Origin of the sequence: Streptomyces sp. 5-10 (assembly GCF_014712245.1) — a bacterium.
In the GTDB taxonomy this organism is placed as follows: Bacteria; Actinomycetota; Actinomycetes; order Streptomycetales; family Streptomycetaceae; genus Streptomyces; species Streptomyces violaceusniger.
In genome coordinates this window covers 139,796-162,771 of record NZ_JACVYG010000011.1, presented here as the reverse complement: position 1 = coordinate 162,771, position 22,976 = coordinate 139,796, and the positions used below count along the sequence as shown (strand labels likewise).

At 70.4% G+C, this 22,976-nt stretch carries 19 protein-coding genes, 1 pseudogene and 1 riboswitch; of the genes and pseudogenes, 4 read left to right on the top strand and 16 right to left on the bottom strand.

Annotated features, from left to right (window positions below; all coding sequences use genetic code 11):
* Positions 1-56: 56 nt before the first annotated feature.
* The 3 genes from IEJ02_RS16285 to IEJ02_RS16275 form a co-directional block, all read right to left on the bottom strand.
* Positions 57-1,790, bottom strand: a complete 1,734-nt coding sequence (locus IEJ02_RS16285) for a glycine/sarcosine N-methyltransferase (protein ID WP_498067037.1) — start codon at positions 1,788-1,790, stop codon at positions 57-59.
* 149 nt (positions 1,791-1,939) lie between these two features.
* Positions 1,940-3,091, bottom strand: coding sequence for a tRNA 2-thiouridine(34) synthase MnmA (mnmA, locus tag IEJ02_RS16280; protein WP_137979701.1), 1,152 nt, complete (start codon positions 3,089-3,091; stop codon positions 1,940-1,942).
* A 70-nt stretch (positions 3,092-3,161) separates the two neighbouring features.
* Complete coding sequence (locus IEJ02_RS16275) at positions 3,162-4,073, bottom strand: TIGR03619 family F420-dependent LLM class oxidoreductase (protein ID WP_191065537.1); 912 nt, start codon at positions 4,071-4,073, stop codon at positions 3,162-3,164.
* 194 nt (positions 4,074-4,267) lie between these two features.
* On the opposite strand from IEJ02_RS16275, the gene IEJ02_RS16270 reads away from it, so the two are divergent.
* Positions 4,268-4,942 carry an N-acetylmuramoyl-L-alanine amidase gene (locus IEJ02_RS16270; RefSeq protein WP_191065536.1) on the top strand — a complete coding sequence of 225 codons (675 nt, stop codon included), beginning with the start codon at positions 4,268-4,270 and terminating at the stop codon, positions 4,940-4,942.
* Between the two features lie 10 nt (positions 4,943-4,952).
* Here IEJ02_RS16270 and IEJ02_RS16265 read toward each other — a convergent pair whose 3' ends face one another.
* Positions 4,953-6,392: an outer membrane protein assembly factor BamB family protein gene (locus IEJ02_RS16265; RefSeq protein WP_223863903.1), complete on the bottom strand. Its 1,440-nt coding sequence runs from the start codon at positions 6,390-6,392 to the stop codon at positions 4,953-4,955.
* A 207-nt stretch (positions 6,393-6,599) separates the two neighbouring features.
* A complete protein-coding gene (locus IEJ02_RS16260; RefSeq protein ID WP_191065535.1) occupies positions 6,600-7,769 on the bottom strand; it encodes a cysteine desulfurase family protein in 1,170 nt (389 codons plus the stop codon).
* Positions 7,770-7,914: 145 nt separating this feature from the next.
* Here IEJ02_RS16260 and IEJ02_RS16255 point away from each other — a divergent pair, with 145 nt between their 5' ends.
* The gene (locus IEJ02_RS16255) at positions 7,915-8,787 is read left to right on the top strand and encodes an alpha/beta fold hydrolase (RefSeq protein ID WP_191065534.1); all 873 of its coding nucleotides are present in this window, start codon (positions 7,915-7,917) and stop codon (positions 8,785-8,787) included.
* 532 nt (positions 8,788-9,319) lie between these two features.
* On the opposite strand, the gene IEJ02_RS16250 is transcribed toward IEJ02_RS16255, so the two are convergent.
* The 11 genes and pseudogenes from IEJ02_RS16250 to IEJ02_RS16200 all read right to left on the bottom strand — a co-directional run bounded on the left by IEJ02_RS16250 (position 9,320) and on the right by IEJ02_RS16200 (position 20,815).
* Complete coding sequence (locus IEJ02_RS16250; RefSeq protein ID WP_191065533.1) at positions 9,320-10,201, bottom strand: SRPBCC family protein; 882 nt, start codon at positions 10,199-10,201, stop codon at positions 9,320-9,322.
* Between the two features lie 140 nt (positions 10,202-10,341).
* Positions 10,342-10,659, bottom strand: a pseudogene (locus IEJ02_RS16245) (ArsR/SmtB family transcription factor); the annotation flags it as partial.
* 64 nt (positions 10,660-10,723) lie between these two features.
* Complete coding sequence (locus IEJ02_RS16240) at positions 10,724-11,383, bottom strand: trimeric intracellular cation channel family protein (RefSeq protein WP_137979694.1); 660 nt, start codon at positions 11,381-11,383, stop codon at positions 10,724-10,726.
* 53 nt (positions 11,384-11,436) lie between these two features.
* Positions 11,437-12,513, bottom strand: a complete 1,077-nt coding sequence (locus IEJ02_RS16235) for an ABC transporter ATP-binding protein (protein WP_191065532.1) — start codon at positions 12,511-12,513, stop codon at positions 11,437-11,439.
* Positions 12,514-12,533: 20 nt separating this feature from the next.
* Positions 12,534-13,676 carry an ABC transporter ATP-binding protein gene (locus IEJ02_RS16230; protein ID WP_223863902.1) on the bottom strand — a complete coding sequence of 381 codons (1,143 nt, stop codon included), beginning with the start codon at positions 13,674-13,676 and terminating at the stop codon, positions 12,534-12,536.
* Positions 13,673-14,647: an ABC transporter permease gene (locus tag IEJ02_RS16225; protein WP_223863901.1), complete on the bottom strand. Its 975-nt coding sequence runs from the start codon at positions 14,645-14,647 to the stop codon at positions 13,673-13,675. Before IEJ02_RS16225 ends, IEJ02_RS16230 begins: the two co-directional genes overlap by 4 nt.
* A gap of 160 nt (positions 14,648-14,807) precedes the next feature.
* Complete coding sequence (locus tag IEJ02_RS16220) at positions 14,808-16,568, bottom strand: ABC transporter substrate-binding protein (protein WP_191065530.1); 1,761 nt, start codon at positions 16,566-16,568, stop codon at positions 14,808-14,810.
* Positions 16,569-16,699: 131 nt separating this feature from the next.
* Positions 16,700-17,704: an ABC transporter permease gene (locus tag IEJ02_RS16215; protein ID WP_137979691.1), complete on the bottom strand. Its 1,005-nt coding sequence runs from the start codon at positions 17,702-17,704 to the stop codon at positions 16,700-16,702.
* Positions 17,705-18,180: 476 nt separating this feature from the next.
* Positions 18,181-18,978 (bottom strand): enhanced serine sensitivity protein SseB C-terminal domain-containing protein, encoded by a 798-nt coding sequence (locus IEJ02_RS16210; protein ID WP_191065529.1) that lies wholly within the window; start codon positions 18,976-18,978, stop codon positions 18,181-18,183.
* Between the two features lie 111 nt (positions 18,979-19,089).
* The gene (locus tag IEJ02_RS16205) at positions 19,090-19,896 is read right to left on the bottom strand and encodes an enhanced serine sensitivity protein SseB (RefSeq protein ID WP_370467056.1); all 807 of its coding nucleotides are present in this window, start codon (positions 19,894-19,896) and stop codon (positions 19,090-19,092) included.
* A gap of 220 nt (positions 19,897-20,116) precedes the next feature.
* Positions 20,117-20,815: an AAA family ATPase gene (locus tag IEJ02_RS16200; RefSeq protein ID WP_191065528.1), complete on the bottom strand. Its 699-nt coding sequence runs from the start codon at positions 20,813-20,815 to the stop codon at positions 20,117-20,119.
* 169 nt (positions 20,816-20,984) lie between these two features.
* Positions 20,985-21,095, top strand: a riboswitch (glycine riboswitch).
* Positions 21,096-21,265: 170 nt separating this feature from the next.
* Between IEJ02_RS16200 and gcvT the strand changes: the two genes are divergently transcribed.
* Positions 21,266-22,393, top strand: a complete 1,128-nt coding sequence (gene gcvT / locus IEJ02_RS16195; RefSeq protein ID WP_191065527.1) for a glycine cleavage system aminomethyltransferase GcvT — start codon at positions 21,266-21,268, stop codon at positions 22,391-22,393.
* Between the two features lie 181 nt (positions 22,394-22,574).
* Complete coding sequence (gcvH, locus tag IEJ02_RS16190; RefSeq protein ID WP_046090265.1) at positions 22,575-22,955, top strand: glycine cleavage system protein GcvH; 381 nt, start codon at positions 22,575-22,577, stop codon at positions 22,953-22,955.
* Positions 22,956-22,976: the final 21 nt, after the last annotated feature.

Sequence of the window (22,976 nt, the reverse complement as noted above, 5' to 3'; positions counted from 1 at the left end):
GGGGTGGCGGGCCTCGAAGCCCACCGCGCCGGCCACCCGGCGGGGTCACCCCCGGATCAGCGGGTGAAGTGGAAGATTCCCCAGGTCACATGGCGGTTTCTGCCGCCCTGGACCCAATTGCTGAGACCTTTCTTCATGTGGGCCAGGTACTCGGCGCTGACGCGCTCCGTCAGGCCGTCCGCCTCCTGGCGCCGGGTTTCCTCCAGGACCCGGGCGTAGTGGGTGATCAGATGCTCGCGGTGCTCCTGGAAGCCGCCGCCGACCTCGACGAAGCCGAGCCGCGCCAGTTCGTGGCGGTAGAACTCGGGCGACCCCATGGTCTCCAGATGGATGCGGTCCAGGATGGGGCGGAGGGTTTCGGCGGGGCAGCCGTCGGCCGCCATGGGGTCGGTGAAGATGAGGTGACCGCCGGGGCGCAGCACGCGGGCGGCCTCCTCCAGGGGGCGGGCGCGGTTGCCGCTGTGCAGGAACGCGTCCTGCGACCAGACGACGTCGACGCTGTCGTCCGGCAGCGGGATGGACTCGAAGGAGCCGTCCATCACCTCGATGGCCTCGGACAGCCCGCGCTCGGCGTTCAGCGCGCGATGGCGTTCGTTCTCCACCTCGCTGAGGTTGAGCGCGAGGACGCGGCAGCCGTACGTCTCGGCCAGATAGCGCGCCGAGCCGCCGAAGCCCGCTCCGAGGTCGAGGACGACGGAGGACTCGGTCAGGTCCAACTGCCCGGCCATCCGGGCCACGGTGCGCCTGCTGGCCTCGGCGATCGGCTCGTCGGGCCGGTCGTAGATGCCGATGTGGATGTCCTCGCCGCCCCAGACACTCCAGTAGAAGGCGTCGGCGTCCGCGGAGTTGTAGTAGTCGCGGGCGGTGCCCACGGCTCCCGCGTACTCCCCGTTCGCCGTGGCCGAACCGATCGGGCCGACCGGCTCCTCCGTCGTGCGGTACTCCTTCTCCGCGACGTGGATGAAGAAGTCGGGCCGCTCCTCCCGGTAGGTGTGCTGGAAGTCGCCGTAGGTCTCGATCCGCTGGAAGCCGACCTCCTGCAACAGCCTGCGCGTGTAGTCCTTGCGCAGCGGAAACATGTTGAGGTGGTAGACGGATTCGTCGGGGAAGCTGTAGCGCATGCGCACCAGCCCCTCGTCCACGTACTCCGGTTCGACGGCGACGTCTTCTCCGCAGTAGTAGTACACATGCTTGCTGCTGTAGCCGCGATCGAGGATCGCGTCGTAGTTGCGCTGGTCCAGGACCAGGATTCCGTCGTGCTTGAGCATCGCGTAGAACTCCGCGAGCGCCTTGCGCCGGTCGCGCTCGGAGAACAGATGCGTGAAGGAGTTCCCGAGACAGACGATGGCGTCGTACTCGCCGTGGGCGTCGCGGTTGAGCCAGCGCCAGTCGGCCTGGACGACGCGGAGGATGTGGTCACCGTGCTTGAGCCCGTTGGAGAACGCCTGGGCGAGCATCTCCGCACTGCCGTCGGCGCTCACGGTCTCGAATCCGGCCTCGAGCAGCCGGACGGAGTGGAAGCCGGTCCCGGTGGCCACGTCCAGGACCTTCTTGACGCCGCGCTCGCGCAGCAGGTCGATGAAGAACGTACCCTCGCTCTCCGACCTCCGGTCCCAATCGATCAGCGAGTCCCACTTTTCGACGAAGCTGGGTACGTACTCCTCTGTGTAGTGATCAGTGTCCCTGACATCAACTGGATTGTCGCCAAATTTCTGTACAGGTTGCGCAGAAATAACGGAACCTCCGGTGCTGAGACAGCGGACCACGGCACCCGTGTCCGCCGGGCGCATTCCCGGATTCACGTGACGCATGCCACCGGAATGACCGGACGCACGTTAATTTCAGAGAAACTGATCGCGCCAAACGGAGATCAACCACCCAATCCTGACTTTCGGCTTCTTTCTCACCAAAAGCGGATATCCACCTGGGGATCCGGGGTCTACGAGGCGACCGCCTGGGCGCGCTCGGTCGCGGCGATGGTCGCGGAGCCGACCACCCGGGTGTCGTCGTAGAGCACGATCGCCTGCCCGGGCGCCACACCCCGCACCGGCTCGGTGAAGGTCACCCGCAGCTCGGTTTCCCCGATTCGCTCGGCCATCACCTCGGTTTCGCCGCCATGTGCGCGCAGCTGGGCGGTGTAGGTGCCCGGGCCCACCGGAGGGGCCCCGCACCAGCGCGGCTTGATGGCGGTGAGGGCGGTGACGTCCAGGGCCTCGACGGGGCCGACCGTGACCGTGTTGTTCACCGGGGAGATGTCCAGGACATAGCGCGGCTTGCCGTCGGGCGCCGGATGGCCGATGCGCAGCCCCTTGCGCTGGCCGATGGTGAAGCCGTACGCGCCCTCGTGGGTGCCCAGCTTGTGCCCGTCCTCGTCGACGATGTCGCCCTCGGCCGTACCCAGGTGCTGGGCCAGGAAGCCCTGGGTGTCGCCGTCGGCGATGAAGCAGATGTCATGGCTGTCGGGCTTCTTGGCCACGGCCAGGCCCCGCCGCTCCGCCTCCGCGCGGATCTCGTCCTTGGTGGTCAGGGTGTCGCCGAGGGGGAACATCGCGTGGGCGAGCTGGCGCTCGTCGAGCACGCCGAGGACGTAGGACTGGTCCTTGGCCATGTCGCTGGCGCGGTGCAGCTCGCGCGAGCCGTCCTCGCGCTCCACGATCGTGGCGTAGTGCCCGGTGCAGACGGCGTCGAAGCCGAGGGCGATGGCCTTGTCCAGCAGCGCCGCGAACTTGATCTTCTCGTTGCAGCGCAGACACGGATTGGGGGTGCGGCCCGCCTCGTACTCGGCGATGAAGTCCTCGACCACGTCCTCGCGGAAGCGCTCGGCGAGGTCCCACACATAGAAGGGGATGCCGATCACATCGGCGGCCCGCCGGGCGTCCCGGGAGTCCTCGATGGTGCAACAGCCACGGGCGCCGGTGCGGAACGACTGCGGGTTGGCGGAGAGCGCGAGATGGACGCCGGTCACATCGTGGCCCGCCTCGGCCGCCCGCGCGGCGGCGACCGCGGAGTCCACACCGCCGGACATGGCGGCGAGGACGCGCAGCCGACGGCCGTCGCGGGGACCTGTGGGCGCACCGGGGAAGTCAGTCATAACCCGGCCAGCATAAGTCGCCGCATGGGCAACGGCTAAATGGGTAAGGAGCGGCCGGCCACCGCCCCGCTCAGCTCGCCCGCGCCCGCTCCAGCACCCGCTGGACCAGGTCCAGGGCCTGGTCGGCGTCCTTGCCGAGGTAGATCAGATCGACGAAGGCGTGCTGGATACCCGCCTCCCGCTCGGCCCGGACCAGGGTCGTCGCGATGTCGTCCACGGAGGCGTCGGCGCTCGGGTTGACGCGCAGGATCGCGTCGAACGCCGCCGGGTCCCGGCCCTCCCGCTCGACCGCTTCCCGCACCCCGGGCAGCCGCTCGGCGAGGGCGGCGACGGGGTCGGGGGCTCCGGACGTGGCGGGGACGACCGCGATGGGCAGCCAGCCGTCGGCGCGCCGGGCCACCCGGCGCATGGCCGCGGGCGCGAAGGCGGCGAGGTAGACGGGCGGGCGGGGGCGCGAGGCGGGTTTGAGGTCCACGTGGGAGGCGGGCACGGTCCAGTGGTCGCCGCGGTACTCGACCGGGTTCCGGGTCCACCAGGCCTCCAGGGCGTCCAGGCATTCGTCCAGACGCCGGCCGCGCTCGGCCATGGGGACGTCCACCGCCTCGTACTCCTCGGGCGACCAGCCGGTGCCGAGCCCCACCAGCAGCCGGCCCGCGCTCAGCAGATCGACGGTGGTGAGGGAGCGGGCGAGCAGCGCGGGCGGGTACCAGGGGGCGTTGATCACATCGGTGCCGAGCTCGACCCGCTCGGTGGCCGCGGCGGCGGTGGCCAGGACGGCGAAGGGGTCCAGCGCGGCACGGAATTCGGGCGGGATCACATCGGTGCCCGCGTAGCCGACGATCGGGTCGACCGGGGCGAGCAGGCGGTCCCCGACCCACAGGCTGTCCGCGCCGAGCTCCTCGGCCTGGCGCGCGAACCGTGCGATGTCCTCGGGGTGGTGGGCGAGCGGCCCGAACTGGGGGAGGGCGAATCCGATGCGCATACCGTCAGCTCCTCGTCGAGCGGATGGACACATTCCAGCGGATACGTTCCACGGGAACGAGATCCGGAACACCTCATAGACAGTTCAACGTTCATCTACCCGGAGGGCCAGAGGGCCACCGCCCGGAGCGTAGGGTTCCCGCCATGATCCCGGCGGCCGGAACCCGACGCCCTCCCCCGCGCGTTGAGCGTTCCGTGAGCGAGACCACGACCGGCGGTGGACGCCGCGTCAACAGGCGCACCCTCCTGATCGGCGGCTCGGCTGCCGGTCTCGGCGCGGGTGTCGCGGCCTATGCCGCGCGGGACGAGCTGTCCCGGATGTGGTGGCGGCTGCCCGGGGTCGACAAGCCCCGTAAGGCGGGCGCGGTCGATCAGCCGGGTGCGGAGTGGATCGCGGCCTCGGGCGCGAACTGGCGGTGGGCGGACCGCCCGGACGACTACGCCATCGACCGGGTGGTGATCCATGTGGTCCAGGGCAGTTTCGACGACGCGGTGCGGGTCTTCCGGGATCCCGGACACCGCGCCGCGGCGCACTATGTGGTGCGCCGCGACGGGCATATCGCGCAGCTGGTCCGGGAGCTGGACGTGGCGTTCCACGCGGGCAACCGCTCGTACAACGAGCGCAGCATCGGCATCGAGCACGAGGGGTTCGTGAGCAAGCCGAGCTCGTTCACGGACGCGATGTACCGCGCCTCGGCACGGCTGACCGCGTCGATCTGCGAGCGGTACGACATCCCTCGGGACCGCGAGCACATCGTCGGCCATGTGGAGGTGCCGGGCACCGATCACACCGACCCCGGCCGCCACTGGGACTGGGACCGCTATATACGGCTGGTGCGAGCGGTGCGCGTGACACGGACGGCGAAGTGACGGACCTGGCTCAGGCTCCGAAGACGATGGCCAGCGGGCGGCCCGCGCCGTCGCCGCTGGTGGGCCTGGTCGCCTTGTTGTCGCCGATGTAGAGCTTCTTGCCGGTGTAGATCATGGTGCAGTCGCCGTAGATGTCCATGCCGGACTCCGCGTCCTTCATGTCCTCCGGGTGGGTCTGCAGCGTGTCCATCGCGAAGTCCTTGGCATCGACGCGCACGACCCCGCCCGCCTCGCTGTACGTGGAGCCCAGGTAGGCCAGGAGCGAGCCGTCGTCATCGGTCCGGATGGGGATCAGCGACCGGTTCTCCGCCATCTTCGTCTTCCCGGTCTCCTTGCCGGTCTTCAGGTCCAGGCCGGTGATGCGGTCCCCCGGGCCGCCATGGTCCACGTCCACCTCCGAGGCGAGGTAGAGGGTGCTGCTCGCCTTGTCGAGGGCGAGCTCGGTGCAGCCCTCCACGCTCGTGGCCGGGCAGTTGGGCTGGTAGCCCTTGGCCAGCACGTCGATGGTGCTGAGCAGCTTGCCCTGCTTGCCGCTGTCGTCGATGGTCAGGATGTCCGTGGTGCCCGTCCCGGCGTCCGAGTCGCCGGTGTCGACGGCCACGACGAGCGGCGCGGTGGAGATCACATGCGCGTACTCGACCTTCTCGTCCAGCTCGTAGGACGACATCACGTCGCGGGTCTTGGGGTCGACCGTCTGGACCTCCAGCCGCTCGGTGCTGGAGTCCTCGCTGTCGCAGCCGCGAATCGCGACGATCTTGTCATCGCCGCCCGCGTAGCCGTTGTCGTCGCAGTCCGCGAGGTACGCGGGCTTCCACAGCGGCTTGCCGTCGAGCGACCAGGCTCCCCCGCCGCCGGTGCCGCCCGCGGCCACGGTGCCGCCGCCGATGGTGACCTCGTCGAACTGCACCCCGGCGTTGCCCTCGCTGTCCGACCCCTCCTTCTGCCAGACCAGCTCGCCCTTCTTCAGGTCGACAAGACCGACCTTGGTGCACAGCGCGTCCTCGCCCGCGCCGTCCCGGAACAGGATCGCGGTCAGACCGTCCTTGGTCATATGCGGTGAGGCCCAGCAGAGCTGTCCGCCGAGCGGAATCCGCCACGTGGGCTTGGCGCCGTCGAGCGAGTAGCCGACGATCTTGTTGACGTCGCCCTTCACGAAGGCCGAGTCCGTCACCCAGGTGCCCATGGTGTTGGTCTCCTTGCCGACCTTCGGCATGGCGACCTTGCCCAGCGTCTTCGCCTGGGCGCCCTGGGACGACGAGCCGCCGCTCTTGCCGTCGTCATCGTCCCCGGACCCGCAGCCGGTCACCAGGACGGCCGCGAGGGCCCCGCCCGCGATCAGCTTCAGGGCGGGCTTGGAGCGCCACCCCCGCGACGGCGCCCGCCGCGCCCCCTGCGGCTGCGGGGGCTGGTGCGACGGCTGGTGGTGCGGCGGCAGCGAAGGCTGCGACATCGATGAACTCCTGGATTTCCCCGTGAAGAAAACCTGTGCGCATATCCGCGCATGGCAGGTTTCGTTGACGGGGAAATCCTTTCCCACGGCTCTCCGCCATTTCAAGCGGAGATTGGTGTTCCGTAGGTTATGTGAAATGGCCGCCGGAACAATTCGAATTCCGTGGTGATGATGAGGCGGTCCGGGCGGGGGCCGTCGGCGGGGCCGTCAGCTGAGCCCCGCCCCGCGCGCCCGTTCCACCGCCGGGCCGATCGCCTCCGCGACGGCCTCCACATCGGCCTTGGTCGAGGTGTGGCCGAACGAGAAGCGCAGGGTGCCCCGGGCCAGGTCGGGGTCGCTGCCGGTGGCCAGGACCACATGGCTGGGCTGGGCGACACCGGCCGTGCAGGCCGAGCCCGTCGAGCATTCGATGCCCTGCGCGTCCAGCAGCAGGAGCAGCGAATCGCCCTCGCAGCCGGGGAAGGAGAAGTGGGCGTTGGCGGGGAGCCGGCCCGCCGGGTCGGGGTCGCCGCCGAGGACCGCGTCGGGCACGGCGGTACGGACGGCGGTGATCAGCGCGTCGCGCAGGGCGCCGATCTCGCGGGCGAACTCCTCGCGGTGCTTGGTGGCGTGCGCACCGGCCACGGCGAAGGCGGCGATGGCCGGGGTGTCGAGCGTCCCCGAGCGCACCTGGCGCTCCTGGCCGCCGCCGTGCAGCACGGGCACGGGGGTGTGCTCACGGCCGAGCAGCAGCGCGCCGATGCCGTAGGGACCGCCTATCTTGTGGCCGCTGACGGTCATCGCGGCCAGCCCCGAGGCGGCGAAGTCGACCTCGATCTGGCCGAACGCCTGGACCGCGTCGGCATGCAGCGGAACGCCGAATTCGGCGGCGGTGGCGGCGAGTTCGCGAACCGGCTGGACGGTGCCGATCTCGTTGTTGGCCCACATGACGGTGGCGAGGGCGACGTCCGAGGGGTCGCGGGCGATCGCCTCGCGCAGCGCCTCGGGGTGGACCCGGCCGAGGGAGTCGACCGGCAGCCATTCGACCCGCGCGCCCTCGTGCTCGGCGAGCCAGTCGACCGCGTCGAGCACGGCATGGTGCTCCACGGGGCTGGCGAGCACCCGGACGCGGGCCGGGTCGGCGTCCCTGCGGGACCAGTAGAGCCCCTTGACCGCGAGGTTGTCGGCCTCGGTCCCCCCGGAGGTGAAGACAACCTCGTTCGGGCGGGCGCCCAGCGAGGCGGCCAGGGATTCGCGCGACTCCTCGACGGTACGGCGGGCACGCCGGCCGGCGGCGTGCAGCGAGGAGGCGTTGCCCGTGACGGCGAGCTGGGCGGTCATCGCCTGCACCGCCTCCGGGAGCATCGGGGTGGTGGCGGCGTGGTCGAGGTAAACCATGGTGGCCTCGATTCTACGAGGCGTTGGGGAGTGCGTACCGGGTGCGTGGGGGCGCGTTGCGCTCAGCGGCTTCTCGCGCCGCCCTTTCGGATCGTCTCGCGGCGCCCCTCGACAGGGGCGGTAAGGAGTGTCTACGGTTTTACTCATGACAGGCACTGAGTGGAACAGCACGTGGAAGAGCGAGTGGAACCTGGACCGCACCTACCTCAGCTCCTCCGGCGAGGTCCGCTGGGCCGTGCTCGGTGCGCCGGACGCGCCGCCGGTCGTGCTGCTGCACGGCACGCCGTTCTCGTCATACGTATGGCGGGGCGTCGCCCGTGCGCTGGCCGACCGGTACCGGGTGTTCGTGTGGGACATGCCGGGCTATGGGGCCTCCGAGAAGCGGGCCGACCAGAAGGTCTCGCTGGCCGACCAGGGGCGGATCTTCGCCGAGCTGCTGGAGGAGTGGGGGCTGACCGGGGAGGGCGCGGAACCGGCGGTCGTCGGCCATGACTTCGGCGGCTGCGTCGCCCTGCGCGCCCATCTGCTGCACGGTGCGCGCTACCGCCGACTGGCGCTGGTCGATCCGGTGGCCCTTCCGCCCTTCGGCTCCGCCGCCTATCAGCTCTTCGGCGGTCACGCCGAGGTCTTCGAGCAGCTTCCACCGGCGCTGCACCGGGCACTGGTGCGGGAGTACATCGGGTCGACGGGCGGGCCGGGACTGCACCCGGCGGTGTGGGAGCGGCTCGTCGAGCCGTGGTGTGGTGAGTCGGGGCAGCCCGCGTTCTACCGGCAGATCGCGCAGAACGATCAGCGGTTCATCGATGAGATCGAGGGGCGGTACGGGGAGGTTGAGCCTCCGGTGCTGGTGTGCTGGGGCACGGAGGACGCGTGGATTCCGGTGGCGCATGCGGATGCGCTGGCCGCTCGGATTCCGGGGGCGCGGCTGCGGCTGATCGAGGGTGCGGGGCATCTGGTGCAGGAGGATGCGCCTGCGGAGTTGGGGGTTGCGCTCAGCGGGTTCCTCGGCGAAGGCTGAGGTGACGCCTGCGGCGGTCGTTCCCCCACCCCGCCCCTTCCCGACGCCTGACGATATGCGGCTCCGCCGCGTGGGGGGCTCCGCCCCAGACCCCGGTCCTCGACGCCGGACGGGCCGGCTTGGGGCCCTCGAGCGCCAGAGGGGCCGGATTGCGCAGCCGCAAAACGCCGGACGGGCCTGATTGTCGGTCCGCGAACACCGGACGAGCCGGACTGCGGGTCCGCGAACGCCGCACGAACCGGACTGCGGGTCCGCGAACGCCGCACGAACCGGACTGCGGGTCCGCGAACACCAGACGAACCGCATCGCGGGGGCCGCCAACGCCAGACGGGCCGGAAGTCAGCCCCGGACGGGCTCGCGGCCCAAGGGCACAGCCGCCCACAAGCACCAGTCCTCGGCCGGACGGGCCGGAAGTCACCCCCGGACAGGCTCGCGGTCAGGGGCGCAGCCGCGCACGGGCCCGGTCCCCGGCCGGACGGGCCGGAAGTCGGCCCTGGACGGGCCGGGTGTCAGCCCCGGGCGGGGTGGAGGTTCAGGTGCTCATCCGGAGAAGTTCGGCGGCCAGTCGGCCGATGTGGTGGCGCCAGGCCTTTTGGGCTTCGGTGCGTTCCGCTTGGGCGGCCGCCGGGCCCGTTTGGGTGAGGATGAGGCGGGCGCCGTGGCCGGTGCCTTTGGCGAGTTCCCAGCGGACCGTTCCGGCGGGGTGGCCGCCGCGCTCCCAGTCGTAGGTGAGCACCCGGGGCGGCCGCGCCTCGGTGATCGGGCCCGCCGGGACCGCGTCCGTACGGAAGCCCGAGGGGACCGGCGACCCCGCCACCGGCTCGGCGGCGGTGTCGGCGGCCGGGCCGGTCAGCGCCCGCCACGCCGTCTCGGCGGGGCGGACCAGCTGCCGCTCGAAGCGCAGCCGCCAGCCGCCGTCCTCGGTGGTCTCCACCGTGCCCTCGGCGAGCCCGAACGCCTCGACGTAACTCTCGTGCAGCTCGGCGATGTCGTCGTGGACGACCTCCTCGTCGCCGAGCAGGGCGGCGAGCCCGGTGATACAGGCGTGCCAGCCGGAGGCGAAGCTGGCCGCGCCGAAGCGGTCGCCGAAGGTGTGGGTGAGGGTCAGCACACAGCCCTCGCCCTCGGGGCGCAGCTCCCAGCGGAGCTCGTCCTCGCCCCAGGTGAAGGCGAAGACATGGGGCGGGTCGAGCTCGGTGACGACGCCGTCCATGTCCGGGGCCTCGCGCCCGGGGAAGACGAAGCCCATCCGGCCGCCCACCGCTAGCTCGACCTGGACCTCGGAGGGGAACCAGTGGACGAGCTGGGCGGGCTCGGTGAGCGCCCGCCAGACCTTCTCCGGCGGATGGGCGAGCCGGCGCTCGAGGCGCAGGGCCGAGCGGCCGCCGTCGGACTGGGCGAGGGTGTCTTTCATGGTGCTTCTCCGTCGGGTGCGTCGGGGGGTGCGTCGCGCGCGTTGGGCGGTGCCTCGCGCGAATCGCGTGCGTCGCATGCGTCGCGTGCGTCGTGTGCGTCGTGTGCGTCGCGTGCCTCGGGTTCGCCGGTCTCGCCGGTTTCGTCGGGGAGCTCCGGCATCGTGTCCAGGTGTCGTTCGAGCGCGTCGAGACGGTCGGTCCACAGCCGGCGGTACGGCGCCAGCCAGGCGTCCACCTCGGCGAGCGGCTCCGGGCAGAGCTCGTACCAGCGGCGCTGGGCGTCTCGGCGGACCCGCACCAGACCGGCCTCGCGCAGCACCCGCAGGTGCTTGGAGGTGCCCGGCTGGGTGAGCCCCAGGTGCTCGGTCAGCTCACCGACCAGGCGGGGCCGCTCCAGCAGGAGGTCCAGGATCTGCCGTCGGCTCGGCTCCGCGAGCACATCGAACGGTATGGCCATACCCCCAACATAACGCCTTGGCTATATAACCGCAAGGGAATGAAACATCCGCCGCCCGGCCGCCTCAGGGCTCCTCCGTCGCCGTACTCCGCCGGTTCCACGCCCTCGGCGCCCGCCAGCCGCACCGCATCGCCGCCAGCCGCACCACAAACGCCACGGCGGCCGCGAGCGCACTCGTGGCCGCCGTAAGGGCGTCGAAATGGAGCAGCAGCGCCGCTGTCGAGGAGCCGACGATGGCCGGGACGGCGTACAGGTCCCGGTCCCAGCGCAGCAGCGAGGGCACCTCATGGGCGAGCAGGTCGCGCAGCACACCGCCGCCGACCGCCGTGGCCATGCCGAGGGTGACGGACGAGGTGAGCCCGAGCCCGAAGTCATGCGCCTTCATCGTGCCCTCGACGCAGAACAGCCCCAGCCCGGCCGCGTCGAAGACCCCCACCGCCGCCGTGATCCGCTCGACCTCGGGGTGGAGGAAGAAGACGAGGGCGGTGGCGACGAGCGGGGTGAAGAAGTAGCCGAGGTCGGTGAAGGCGATGGGCGGCACCGCGCCGATCACCAGATCGCGGAAGACACCGCCGCCCAGCGCGGTGACCTCGGCGAGCACCGCCATGCCGAAGACATCGAAGTTCTTCCGCACGGCGAGCAGCGCGCCGGATATCGCGAAGACGAAGATCCCGGCGACTTCCAGGGCGTGCTGGACGGACGGGGTGAACAGTTCGGTGGGCACCCGCCATTGTTATCCGCGCATGCCCACGGTCCCGTCCGGACCCCCGTCCCGTCTCAGCTGTCGGTCTTCTTCGTCACCTTCTGTGCCGACGCGGCACCGGGCTTCTGGTCAGGCGCCTGGTCAGGTGCGTTTTCCGGGTGGTGGCAGGCCACCTGGTGGCCGGTGGCCAGCGACACCAGCGGCGGCTCTTGGCTCTTGCACACCTCGGTCGCCTTCCAGCACCGGGTGTGGAAGCGGCAGCCGGACGGCGGGGCGATCGGCGAGGGCACATCGCCCTTGAGCAGGATCCGCTCCCGCTTGGCGCGCCGCTTGGGGTCCGGCACCGGCACCGCGGACAGCAGCGCCTTGGTGTACGGGTGCATGGGGCGCTCGTAGAGGTCCCTGCGGTCCGCCAGCTCGACGATCTTCCCCAGGTACATCACCGCGATCCGGTCCGAGACATGGCGGATGACCGACAGGTCGTGCGCGATGATCACGTACGTCAGGCCCAGCTCGTCCTGGAGGTCGTCCAGCAGGTTGACCACCTGCGCCTGGATCGACACGTCCAGCGCCGAGACCGGTTCGTCGGCCACGACCAGCTTGGGCTTGAGGGCCAGCGCCCGGGCGATGCCGATGCGCTGCCGCTGACCGCCGGAGAACTCGTGCGGATAGCGGTTGTAGTGCTCTGGGTTGAGCCCGACCAGCGCCAGCAGCCGCTGGACCTCGGCCTTGATCCCGCCCTCGGGGGTGACGCCCTGGAGCCGGAAGGGCGCGCTGACGATCGCGCCGACGGTGTGCCGGGGGTTCAGCGAGGAGTACGGGTCCTGGAAGATCATCTGGACGTCACGCCGCATCGGCCGCATCTGGGCGGTGTTGAGATGCGTGATGTCCTTGCCCTCGAACTCGATCGTGCCCGAGGTGGGTTCGAGCAGCCGGGTGACCAGCCGCCCCATGGTGGACTTGCCGCAGCCCGACTCGCCCACCACGCCCAGGGTCTCCCCCGGCCGGACGTCGAAGTCGAGCCCGTCGACCGCCTGGACCGCACCGGACTGCCGCTGGAGCAGCCCCTTCTTGATCGGGAAGTGCTTGACCAGACCCGACACCTTGAGCAGGGGCTCGGGCGACGTCGTCGCCTTCTCCGGGACCGTCATCTTCGGATCCTTCGTGTCGGTCACAGCTTCGGCGCAATCTCTTCGGTCCAGATCCGGGTGCGCTCCTCCTGCGTCATATGGCACGCGGAGAAGTGCCCGCCGCCCCCGGCCTCGGTGAGCTCCGGCCGCTCGGTGCGGGTGATGTTGTCCTTCGGCACATCGGCGTACGGACAGCGCGGGTGGAAGGCACAGCCGGACGGCACGTTGATGAGGCTGGGCGGGGAGCCCTTGACCGGGATGAGCCGCTCGGTCTGGTCGCGGTCGATACGGGGCATCGAGCCCAGCAGCCCCCAGGTGTACGGGTGCTGGGGCTCGTAGAAGACCTTGTCGGCCGGGCCGCGCTCGACACAGCGGCCGCCGTACATCACCAGCAGATCGTCGGCGAGCTCGGCGACCACGCCCAGGTCATGGGTGATGATGATGACCGCGGAGCCGAACTCCTTCTGCAGGTCCCGGATGAGGTCGAGGATCTGCGCCTGGACGGTGACGTCCAGGGCGGTGGTCGGCTCGTCGGCGATCAGCAGCTCGGGGTTGTTGACCAGCGCCATCGCGATCATGGCGCGCTGGCGCATCCCGCCCGAGAACTCGTGCGGATAGCTGTCCACCCGCTTGTCCGGCTGCGGGATGCCGACGCGGTCCAGCAGCTCGATCGCGCGCTTGCGGGCCACCTCCTTGGTGACCTCGTGGTGCACCCGGTACGCCTCGATGATCTGGCGGCCGATGGTGTAGTACGGGTGCAGCGCGGACAGCGGATCCTGGAAGATCATCGACATCTCGCGGCCGCGCAGCTTGCGCACCTCGTCGGGGTCGGCGCCCAGCAGCTCCTGGCCGTTGAGCCAGATCTCCCCGGAGATCCGCGCCTTGCGGCGGCCGTACTGGCCCGCGGTGTGCAGCCCCATGATGCCGAGCGAGGTGACGGACTTGCCGGAGCCGGACTCGCCGACGATGCCGAGCGTCTTGCCCTTCTCCAGCCGGAAGCTGAGCCCGTCCACGGACTTCACCAGGCCGTCGTCGGTCGGGAAGTGGACGCGCAGATCGCGCACCTCGAGGAAGGCGGTGGGGGCGGGCGAGCCCGCCGCGGCCACCTCGCCCACGGCGGCGGTCCCGGTGGCCGGCAGATCACCGTTCCCGGGCTGTCCGGAGGACTTGGTCAGATCGGTCATCCGAGCCTCACTCGTGGGTCGATGACGGCGTACAGGAGGTCCACGACGAGGTTGGCGACCACGATGAAGATGGCCGCGATCAGGGTGACGCCGAGAATGACCGGAAGGTCCTTGTCGGTGATCGCGTTCACCGCGAGCCGCCCGAGGCCGGGCAGGTTGTAGGTGGACTCGGTGAGGACCGCGCCGCCCAGCAGCGCGCCCAGGTCGAGGCCGAGCAGGGTGAGGACCGGGGTCCAGGTCGAGCGCATCGCGTGCCGGCCGATGACCACCCGCTCCCGCAGCCCCTTGGCGCGGGCGGTGCGGATGTAGTCCTCGCCCATGATCTCCAGCATGGTGGCCCGGGTGAGCCGGGCGTACATCGCCGCGTAGAGGAAGGCGAGCGTGATCCACGGGAGGATCAGGCTCTCGAACCACATCGCCGGATCGTCGCCGAACGGCTTGTAGTCCACGTTGACCCACTTCAGCGAGTAGCTGAAGATCGCCAGCGAGAGCAGACCGGTGAAGTAGATCGGCAGCGAGACACCGGCCAGCGCGATCGTCATCGCCGAGCGGTCCCACAGGGTGCCGCGGCGCAGCGCGGAGACGACACCGGTGGTGATGCCGCCGACCAGCCACAGCAGACAGGCGCCCGCGGCGAGCGAGAGGGTCACCGGCATGGCGTCGGTGAGCTGCGGCCACACCGCCTGCTCGGTGCGGAAGGAGTAGCCGAAGCAGGGCGCCGAGCAGTGGGTGACGTCCGAGCCGTTGGCGTAGTCCCGGCCGACGAAGAGGCCCTGGACGAAGTGCCAGAACTGCACCAGGACCGGATCACCGAGGCTGAGCTTCTGCCGGATGCCCTCGATGGCCGCGGGGTCGGCCTGCTTGCCGACGAACAGCAGCGCGGGATCGGTACCGGCCCACTTCGGGATCACGAAGAAGATGGCGAAGGTCGTGAGGGTGACGACCATCAGCATCACGACGACGGCGAACAAGCGCCGGATGAGATAAGCAAGCACTGTGCGCGGCCCGGGGGTGGCCCGTGACCCCCCGGTCGAGGGGGATCACGGGCCACCGCCCGCGGCCATCACCTGCCCTTCGGGCCTATCGGGTGCGGCGATGGTTAACGTGTACGACGGGTCAGGTGACCTGCCGTCACTTGACGACGCCCAGCTGGGAGTAGTCGTAGCGGCCGTTGTAGGCCGCCGACGAGAAGGCGTTCGTCAGCCGCGAGCTGCGCCAGGTGATGTTCTTCTCGTACATGAACGGCATCTGCACGGCCAGGTCGCTGACCTTGTGGTTCATCTTCTGGTAGATCGCGCCGGCCTTGGCCGGGTCGGTCTCCTTGAGCGCGTCGTCGAAGAACTTGTTGATCTCCGGGTCGTTGGTCTCGGAGACGTTGTAGTTACCGGTCTGCTCGATGAAGCGGCCGTCGATCAGCGGCTGGGCGAAGCCCTGGCCGGTGGGGAAGTCGGGGCCCCAGCCGGTCATGGACATGCCGTAGCCGCGCTTCTTCATCACCGACGGCGAACCGGTGATGCTGGCGGAGGACTGACCCTGGATCGGCTCCACGTTGAGGGTGATGCCGACCTTCTTCAGCGACGCCTGGAGCGCCTCGGCCGCGTCGACCTCGGCGGGCTGGTCGTTGCGGGCCACGATGGTGGTGGAGAAGCCGCCCGCCTTGCCGCACTGCTTGAGCTCGTCCTTGGCCTTGGCCGCGTCCGGCTTGCCGCCGCGCTTGAGGATGCCGTACGGGTCGTAGTCGTCCGAACCCTTGACGCTCTTGGGGAACATGTTGGTGGCGATGTCACCACCGGCCTGCGGGCCACCGCGGGTGGTCTGGAGCGACTTGTAGTCGGTGCCGTAGATGACCGCCTTGCGGCAGTGGATGTTGTCGAGCGGCTTGACCTTGGTCGCGAAGTCGACGTACCGGACGAAGCTGGTGGTGATGTTGTCGACGTTGCCCTTGTTGTGCTTGAGGGCGTCGTTGCGGCCCGAGGGGGTCATACCGGTGGCGCTGAGGAAGACGTCGTAGTCGCCCTTGATCAGCAGCCGGTCGATCGCCTCGAGGTTGGAGTTGAAGGTGACCGTGACCTTGTCCGGCAGCGCCGGGCGGATCGGGTCGGACGCCTTCTTCCAGTTGGTGTTGCGGACCAGCGACAGGCTCTTGCCCGGGGTGTACGACTGGACCTTGTACGGACCGGAGGAGAACGGCCGGTTGGTGTACTTGGCGCCGGTGTCCTTGTCCGCCTTCACCGGGGAGCCGGTCGGCATCGCGAGCATCTGCTCGAAGTCACCGTTGGGCTTGGCGAGGTTGAAGACGACCGTCTTGTCGTCCGGCGTCTGGATCGCCTTCAGGCCCAGCTTGTCCTTGGACTTGTCCTTGTACGGGCCCTTGTACTCGCCCTTGGGGTCCAGGACCTGGCGCAGATAGCCGGGGCCGCCGGAGACGACGTCCTTGGCCCAGATGCGCTCGATGCCGTACTTGACGTCCTTGGACGTGATCGGGGAGCCGTCCTCCCAGGTGATCCCGTCGCGCAGGGTGTAGGTGTAGGTCTTGCCGCCGTTCGTGATCTTGGCGGTGGAGGTGGCGAGGTCCGGGACCAGCTCGTTCGCGGCGTTGCCCGGCTTCGGCGCGTAGGAGATCAGTTGGCGCGTGTAGAAGCGGGAGAAGTCCCAGGCGAACCCGTAGTACTGACGCTGCGGGTCGAGGGAGTCGAACTCCTGCTTGTTGATGAACTTGAGGGTGCCGCCCTTCTTGGCGGACTTGGCTGCGACACCCTTGACCGCGGCGTTGAACCCGGCACCCGAGCCCTCGTCGTCGGAACCGCCACCGCCGCAGGCGGCGGTGGCCAGGAGAGCGCCGACGACAGCCGTCGCTCCGGCGATCCGCCTGCTTCTCGAGAGCCGTTTCATAGTTGCTGCAACCTCCGGGTTAGAGCGGTCCTGAGCATGGCGCCGCGGAATACCTTGGGGAGCCGTCTGCCGGATGTGGCAGGGGCTGCTGATTGCGTTCGAGTACGACCGGGGGGCCGTGTGCCGCACCGTCATCGGGTGCCCTTCGGGTCCAGTGCGTCGCGGACGCCGTCGCCGAAGAGGTTGAAGGCCAGCACCGTGACGAAGATCGCCGCACCCGGGATGATCATGAACATCGGGTCGTCCTCGTAGGTGCCGACCGCCTTGGAGAGCATCTGCCCCCAGGAGGCGGTGGGCGGCTTCACGCCCGCGCCGAGGAAGCTGAGCGCGGCCTCGGTGAGGATGTTGGTGGGGATCATCAGCGTCGTGTAGACGGTGATCGGCGCCACCAGGTTGGGCAGCAGCTCGCGGAAGAGGATGTAGCGCCGGCCGGCGCCCAGGCTCCGCGCGGCCTCGATGTACTCCTTCTCGCGCAGCGACAGCGTCTGGCCGCGCACGATGCGGCCGACGTACGGCCAGCCGAAGAAGCCGATGACCGAGACCAGGATCGCGATGCGCACTCCGCTGCCGGTCAGTCCCAGCAGGTCGTTGGGGAGCACCGAGACCAGGGAGATGATGAAGAGCAGCTGCGGGAAGGCCAGCAGCATGTCCATCACCCGGCTGATCACCGAGTCCACCCAGCCGCCGAAGTACCCGGCGATGATGCCGAACACGGTGCCGAGGACCACCGCGACCACCGCCGCGAGGAAGGCCACGAGCAGCGAGATCCGGGCGCCGTAGACGACCCGGCTGAAGACGTCGCGGCCGTTGGACGGCTCCACGCCGAAGAGGAAGTCCGAGCTGATGCCGCCCAGGGATCCCTTCGGGGTGCCGAACAGCGGGTCGATCTCCTCCTGGTGGAACTCATTGGGTGGATGCCCGAGCAGGCTCACGATGAGCGGGGCGAAGATCGCCACCAGTACGAGGAAGACGACAACGATGCCACCCGCCAGTGCGAGCTTGTCCCGCTTCAGGCGTGACCAGGCGATCTGCCGCAGCGATCTGCCTTCGACGGACGCTTTGACCACATCCGCCGCTACATCGGCAGTCGCGACCGGATCGCTGTCCGTGCTCGTGCCGTGCAATGGTGCCGTCATCGTGGTGGAGACCCCTCTCGACCGGTGGTGACCGGCCCACGACTTGCCGCTGTGGCGGCTTCGTTCACAACCTGGGTGAAAGTCGCGTTCTGGTACGGAACCTTTCTGGAAGGGGTCGTACGCAGGAACCGCACCCCTTGGAGCGGGAGTCTTCAACGCGTTTGTGATCACCCGCCAGTACTCCCGGGCAATGGATGCCTAACCGTGATGTGAGGAGTACCGCTCCGCTATACGGACGGTCGCGACACGAGAACGCAGCAGTAACATCGCGTCCGTAATGGGGTGTTCGGCCCGATAGGAGTGGATGGCCCGTCGGGCAATCCCGTCAATCGGTGCGCGGAGTCGCTGGGCGCGGAGTCAGCGGGCACGGGGAGCCGGCGGGCACGCGGAGCCGGCGGGCACGCGAAGTCACCGCGCCCGCGGATCGGTACGCGGCGCGGCGGGCGCGGAGGCTCGGTACGCGGGGCCGGGGTCGCTCAGTACGCGGGGCGCGGCGGCGGATAGCCGTAGCCGTAGGACGGCGGCGCCGCGGGCGCGGCGCCGTAGGCGTCACGGTCGAAGAAGGGGCGGGCGTTGGCCCGCATCCACAGGGCGACGGGGTCGTACTCGTCCGAGAGCGCGACCGTGGAGACCGGCAGCCCGTCCGGCACGGCGGTGATCGACTGCTCCATCATCACCCGCACCGACTGCACCGCCGCCGGGCCGGTGTCGTACAGATCCAGGCCGATCGCCAGGTACGGGGCGCCCAGCGAGGGCTGTACCCAGGCGCGCCGCAGCGAGCGCACCGCGGCGGTGCGATGCGCGTTCTGCCCCAACAGGGCGTAGAACTGGGGGATGTCGATGGCGGGCTCGGTCAGCCGCAGCGGCCCGGCGGGCAGCCGGTCCAGGCCGCCCGCGATCCGGCGCAGATCCGGCCAGGGGATGCCCACTCCGCCGCCGCGGGCGTGGGGGTTGAGCCAGAGGCCGTAGCGGTCGCGGTAGAGGGAGTCGGCGATGAGGCGTCCGTCGACCACCTCGTGCGCGCGGTTCCAGCCACTGGCGGCCAGTTCCTGCGCGGAGGTCACACACGGGGCGTAACCGAGGCCGTCCACGTCCATGTTCCCGTACTGGGCGTCGGGCGAGCCGGGCGCGCCGTGCCACAGCAGCATCCAGACCTGGCCCTCGCCGATGGCGTGCAGCAGCGCCTCATAGGCGTCGTACCGGCCGGGAGCGACCTGCTGCAACGCTCGCTCAACCTGGCCGGCCGCCGCCCCCCAATCCGCGCCCGCGCTCACCTGGGTCCGCCCCTTCTCTCGGCCTTGCCCGCACCTCACCGGGGAGCGTGCTCGCACCCCTCTTGGTCATCAAACCAGCTTACGGGCCCCGGCAGCGGACCCAGGGGTGAGTCAGAAGTCACGGTCGTAGAACGGCCGCACCCGTCCCAGCATCCAGTCGGCCACCGGATCGCCCTGCGCCACGTCCAGCAGCACCAGCTGGACCTTCCACGGAACCGGCACCGAGCCGAGGGCGAGGCCCAGCGCCTCCACCGCGCGCGCCTGCCCCTCGGGGCCCGGCTCGTCGAGCTGCACACCGACGAAGAGCGCCGGTTCGTCGCCCTCGACGCTGGCCAGGGCGCGCCGGGCGGTCCGCACCCCGGTGCCCTTGGCGAACTCGATCCCGGCGGCGGCCAGGAAGTCCACCGGCTCGTCCTGCCAGTCCGGTTCGAAGAGCCGCACCCGGCCACCGGTGGCCGGACCGTCGAGCTCGGTACGCCCGGCGCGGCACAACTCCCGGACGGCGGGCGGAGGCAGCGGTACGACCACCGCGCCACCGGGGTTCACCGCGATGCCGAGCTGGGGCGGCAGCCCGCGGGCGAACTCCACGGCCGGGGCGACGGTGAAGGACATATGGGAGCCGACGAGTCGCAGGAACTGCTGCTCGGAGCTGAACACCGGGACATACGCGCCGCCGTCGATCTCCATCGTGGGCAGATCGAGGCTCGGGCTGCCCGGGCCCCCGCCGTTGGGCAGCGGAACCCAGAGGTGGCTGCGGGAGAGCGTCTCGACGATGCGCGCTCCGGCCCCGGGGACGTCGACGGAGGCGGCCATCACCTCTTCGAGCTCATTGCCGGGAAACCCCGGATGCGCGGCATACCCGCCGTCCGGGAATCCTCCGTGCGCCGGGGCCACTCCGTACTGCTCCGGGAAGCTCATCTTCGTCCAACCGCCATCTCGTCCGACCTGCCCGAAGCACCCTAACCGCTGGGCGGCCCGGGGCCGGAGGGGGCGGCGGCGATCTCCACAGCACTTCCCCACCTCGCCCGGGCTCGCCCTCGTCACGCTGTGTGATGCCCCATGACCGATTTCCGGCCACTCGCGCGAGGGGCCTGATCACGCGAGGGAAGAGGCCTGATCACGCGAGAGACAGGCGTGATCACTCGAAGGAGATGCAGCGCAGCGCGCTCGCGGTCGGCCGGTCCAGCAGCACCGCCGACGCGCACCCCCGCGGCGGCCGCCCCTCCTCCATCCCCGCGATCAGCCGCCGCATCGCGCGCAGGTGACGCCCGAAGGCGTAGGCGGATACCCCTCGGCCACGGGCGGCCTGCCCCTCCAGCGCCTCCGTGGCGCCCACGTCCAGCAGCACCATGTGGAGGTCGCGGCCCCGGCGCCGCACGTCCCGGGCCAGCCAGCGGCGGACCCACGGCAGCGCACCGCAGTCGTGCACCACGACGCTCGCGCCCGAGCGCAGCGCCCGGCGCAGCCCGGCGTAGTGGGCGTACCGGACCAGCGGGCGGTAGAGCGCGTACGGCAGCCAGCCGGGCAGCCTGCGCTCCCACGCCTCCCGGGTGTTCTGCGAGTCCACCCTGATCACGACCGCGCCCGTCTCGTCCAGGAGCGGCACCGTCCGGTTGATCAGCGTGCTCTTGCCGCTGCCCGGCAGCCCGGAGGCGACCAGCACATCCCCCGCCGGAAAGCGCAGCTCACGCGGGTCCGCGCGGCCGCCCTCCGCCCCGCCGCGCAGATCGTGCACCGCGCTTCTCCGGCCGGGGCGAGCCGTCGACCCGGTGGGGGTGCGGCCACGCCGCGCCGGCAGGAGCCTCTGTGTCGTCGCGTACGTTCCCTGCCCATGCACCGTGATCGTCCTCCCAGGTCGGTCAACGCTGCTCGTACCCGCAGAGTGTCAAGAAAAGGTAATGTCGAGCAAGGCTGCCCCTGGCCGGGCGGCCGGAGCCCGATCGGATCGGGGCTTCCCTTCTCGGCCATACATGCGATGATGTCCGCGCAACTCCATACCGGCCGCTTGAATCCGCGCGGGAGAGTCCTTGGCCATCGGCATCCGTGCCGGGTGTCCAGGGCGCCGAAGGAGCAAGTCCTCCCTTGAATCTCTCAGGCCCCGATACCGCGCGGACGAGGCAGATCTGAAAAGCGGGCCGCGCGGGCGCGGCTCCACCCAAGGTGCAAGCCGGGCCCCTTACGGGCGTCACGGCGAACCTCTCAGGTTCCGATGACAGATGGGGAGGACGCACGCGTCCTTGCCGTCCGTCCTCGCCGTCGCGCGACCCCGACCCCTGGAGCCTGAATCGTGACCGACGCCCCGCCCACCCCACGCCGTACCGCGCTGGACGCGCGGCACCGCGCGCTCGGCGCCACCATGACCGACTTCGCCGGCTGGGACATGCCGCTGCGCTACGGCAGCGAGCGCGACGAGCACACCGCGGTGCGCACCCGCGCCGGGCTCTTCGACCTCTCCCACATGGGTGAGATCTCTCTCATCGGTCCGCGGGCCGGGGACGCCCTGGACCACGCGCTGGTCGGCCGGCTGTCCGCGCTCGCCGTGGGCCGCGCCCGCTACACCATGATCTGCGACGACGAGGGCGGCATCCTGGACGACCTGATCGTCTACCGCCTCGGGGACGAGGAGTTCCTGGTCGTGGCCAACGCCGCCAACGCCCAGGTGGTGCTGGACGCGCTGACCGAGCGGGCCGGCGGTTTCGAGGCGACCGTAAGGGACGACCGCGACGCCTACGCGCTGCTCGCCGTCCAGGGGCCCGAGTCCCCGGGGATCCTCAAGCGCCTGACCGACGCCGACCTGGACGGGCTGAAGTACTACGCCGGGCTGCCGGGCACCGTCGCGGGCGTCCCCGCCCTGATCGCCCGCACCGGCTACACCGGCGAGGACGGCTTCGAGCTGTTCCTGGCGCCGGACGACGCCGAGCGGGTGTGGGAGGCGCTGACCGAGGCCGGAGCCCCGGTGGGCCTGGTGCCCTGCGGTCTCTCCTGCCGGGACACCCTGCGCCTCGAGGCGGGCATGCCGCTGTACGGGCATGAGCTGACCACCGACACCACCCCCTTCGACGCGGGCCTCGGCCGGGTGGTGAAGTTCGACAAGCCGGGCGACTTCGTCGGCCGGGCGGCCCTGGAGGCCGCGTCCCGCCAGGCGGACACCGTCACCCCGCGCACCCTGGTCGGCCTGATCGCTTCAGGCCGCCGGGTGCCGCGCGCCGGTTACGCCGTGGTGGCGGCCGACGGCTCGCCGATCGGCCAGGTCACCTCGGGCGCGCCCTCGCCGACGCTGGGCAAGCCGATCGCGATGGCGTACGTGGACCCGCGGTACGCGGGGCCCGGCACCGAGGGGGTGTTCGTGGACATCCGCGGTACCCGGGAGCCGTACGAGGTCGTGGCGCTCCCCTTCTACAAGCGCGAGCGCTGAGCTCCTGCGAGCGCGGGCGCTGAGCTTCCGCGAGCGCGGGTGGCGCCCCGGCCCCTCGCTGAGCGGCGGCCACGGCGAGCCCGGCCCGTCGCGTCCCTCGGCGTCGTCTCCCGTCGGCGCCGCATCCCACCAGCTAAGACCCGTTTCCCAAGCACTCCCCCGTATCCAGGAGAATCGGACCATGAGCAACCCCCAGCAGCTGCGGTACAGCAAGGAGCACGAGTGGCTGTCGGCCGCCGGCGAGGACGGCGTGTCGACGATCGGCATCACCGAATTCGCGGCCAACGCGCTCGGCGACGTCGTCTATGTCCAGCTCCCGGACGTCGGCTCCACGGTCTCCGCCGGTGACACCTGCGGTGAGCTGGAGTCCACCAAGTCGGTCAGCGACCTGTACGCGCCGGTCTCCGGTGAGGTCACCGAGATCAACGAGGACGTGGTGAACGATCCGGCGCTGGTGAACTCCGCCCCCTTCGAGGGCGGCTGGCTGTTCAAGGTGAGGGTGACGAGCGAGCCGGAGGACCTGCTCTCCGCCGACGAGTACACCGCCTTCGCCGAAAACTGACCCTCCTTATTCGATCGGGAC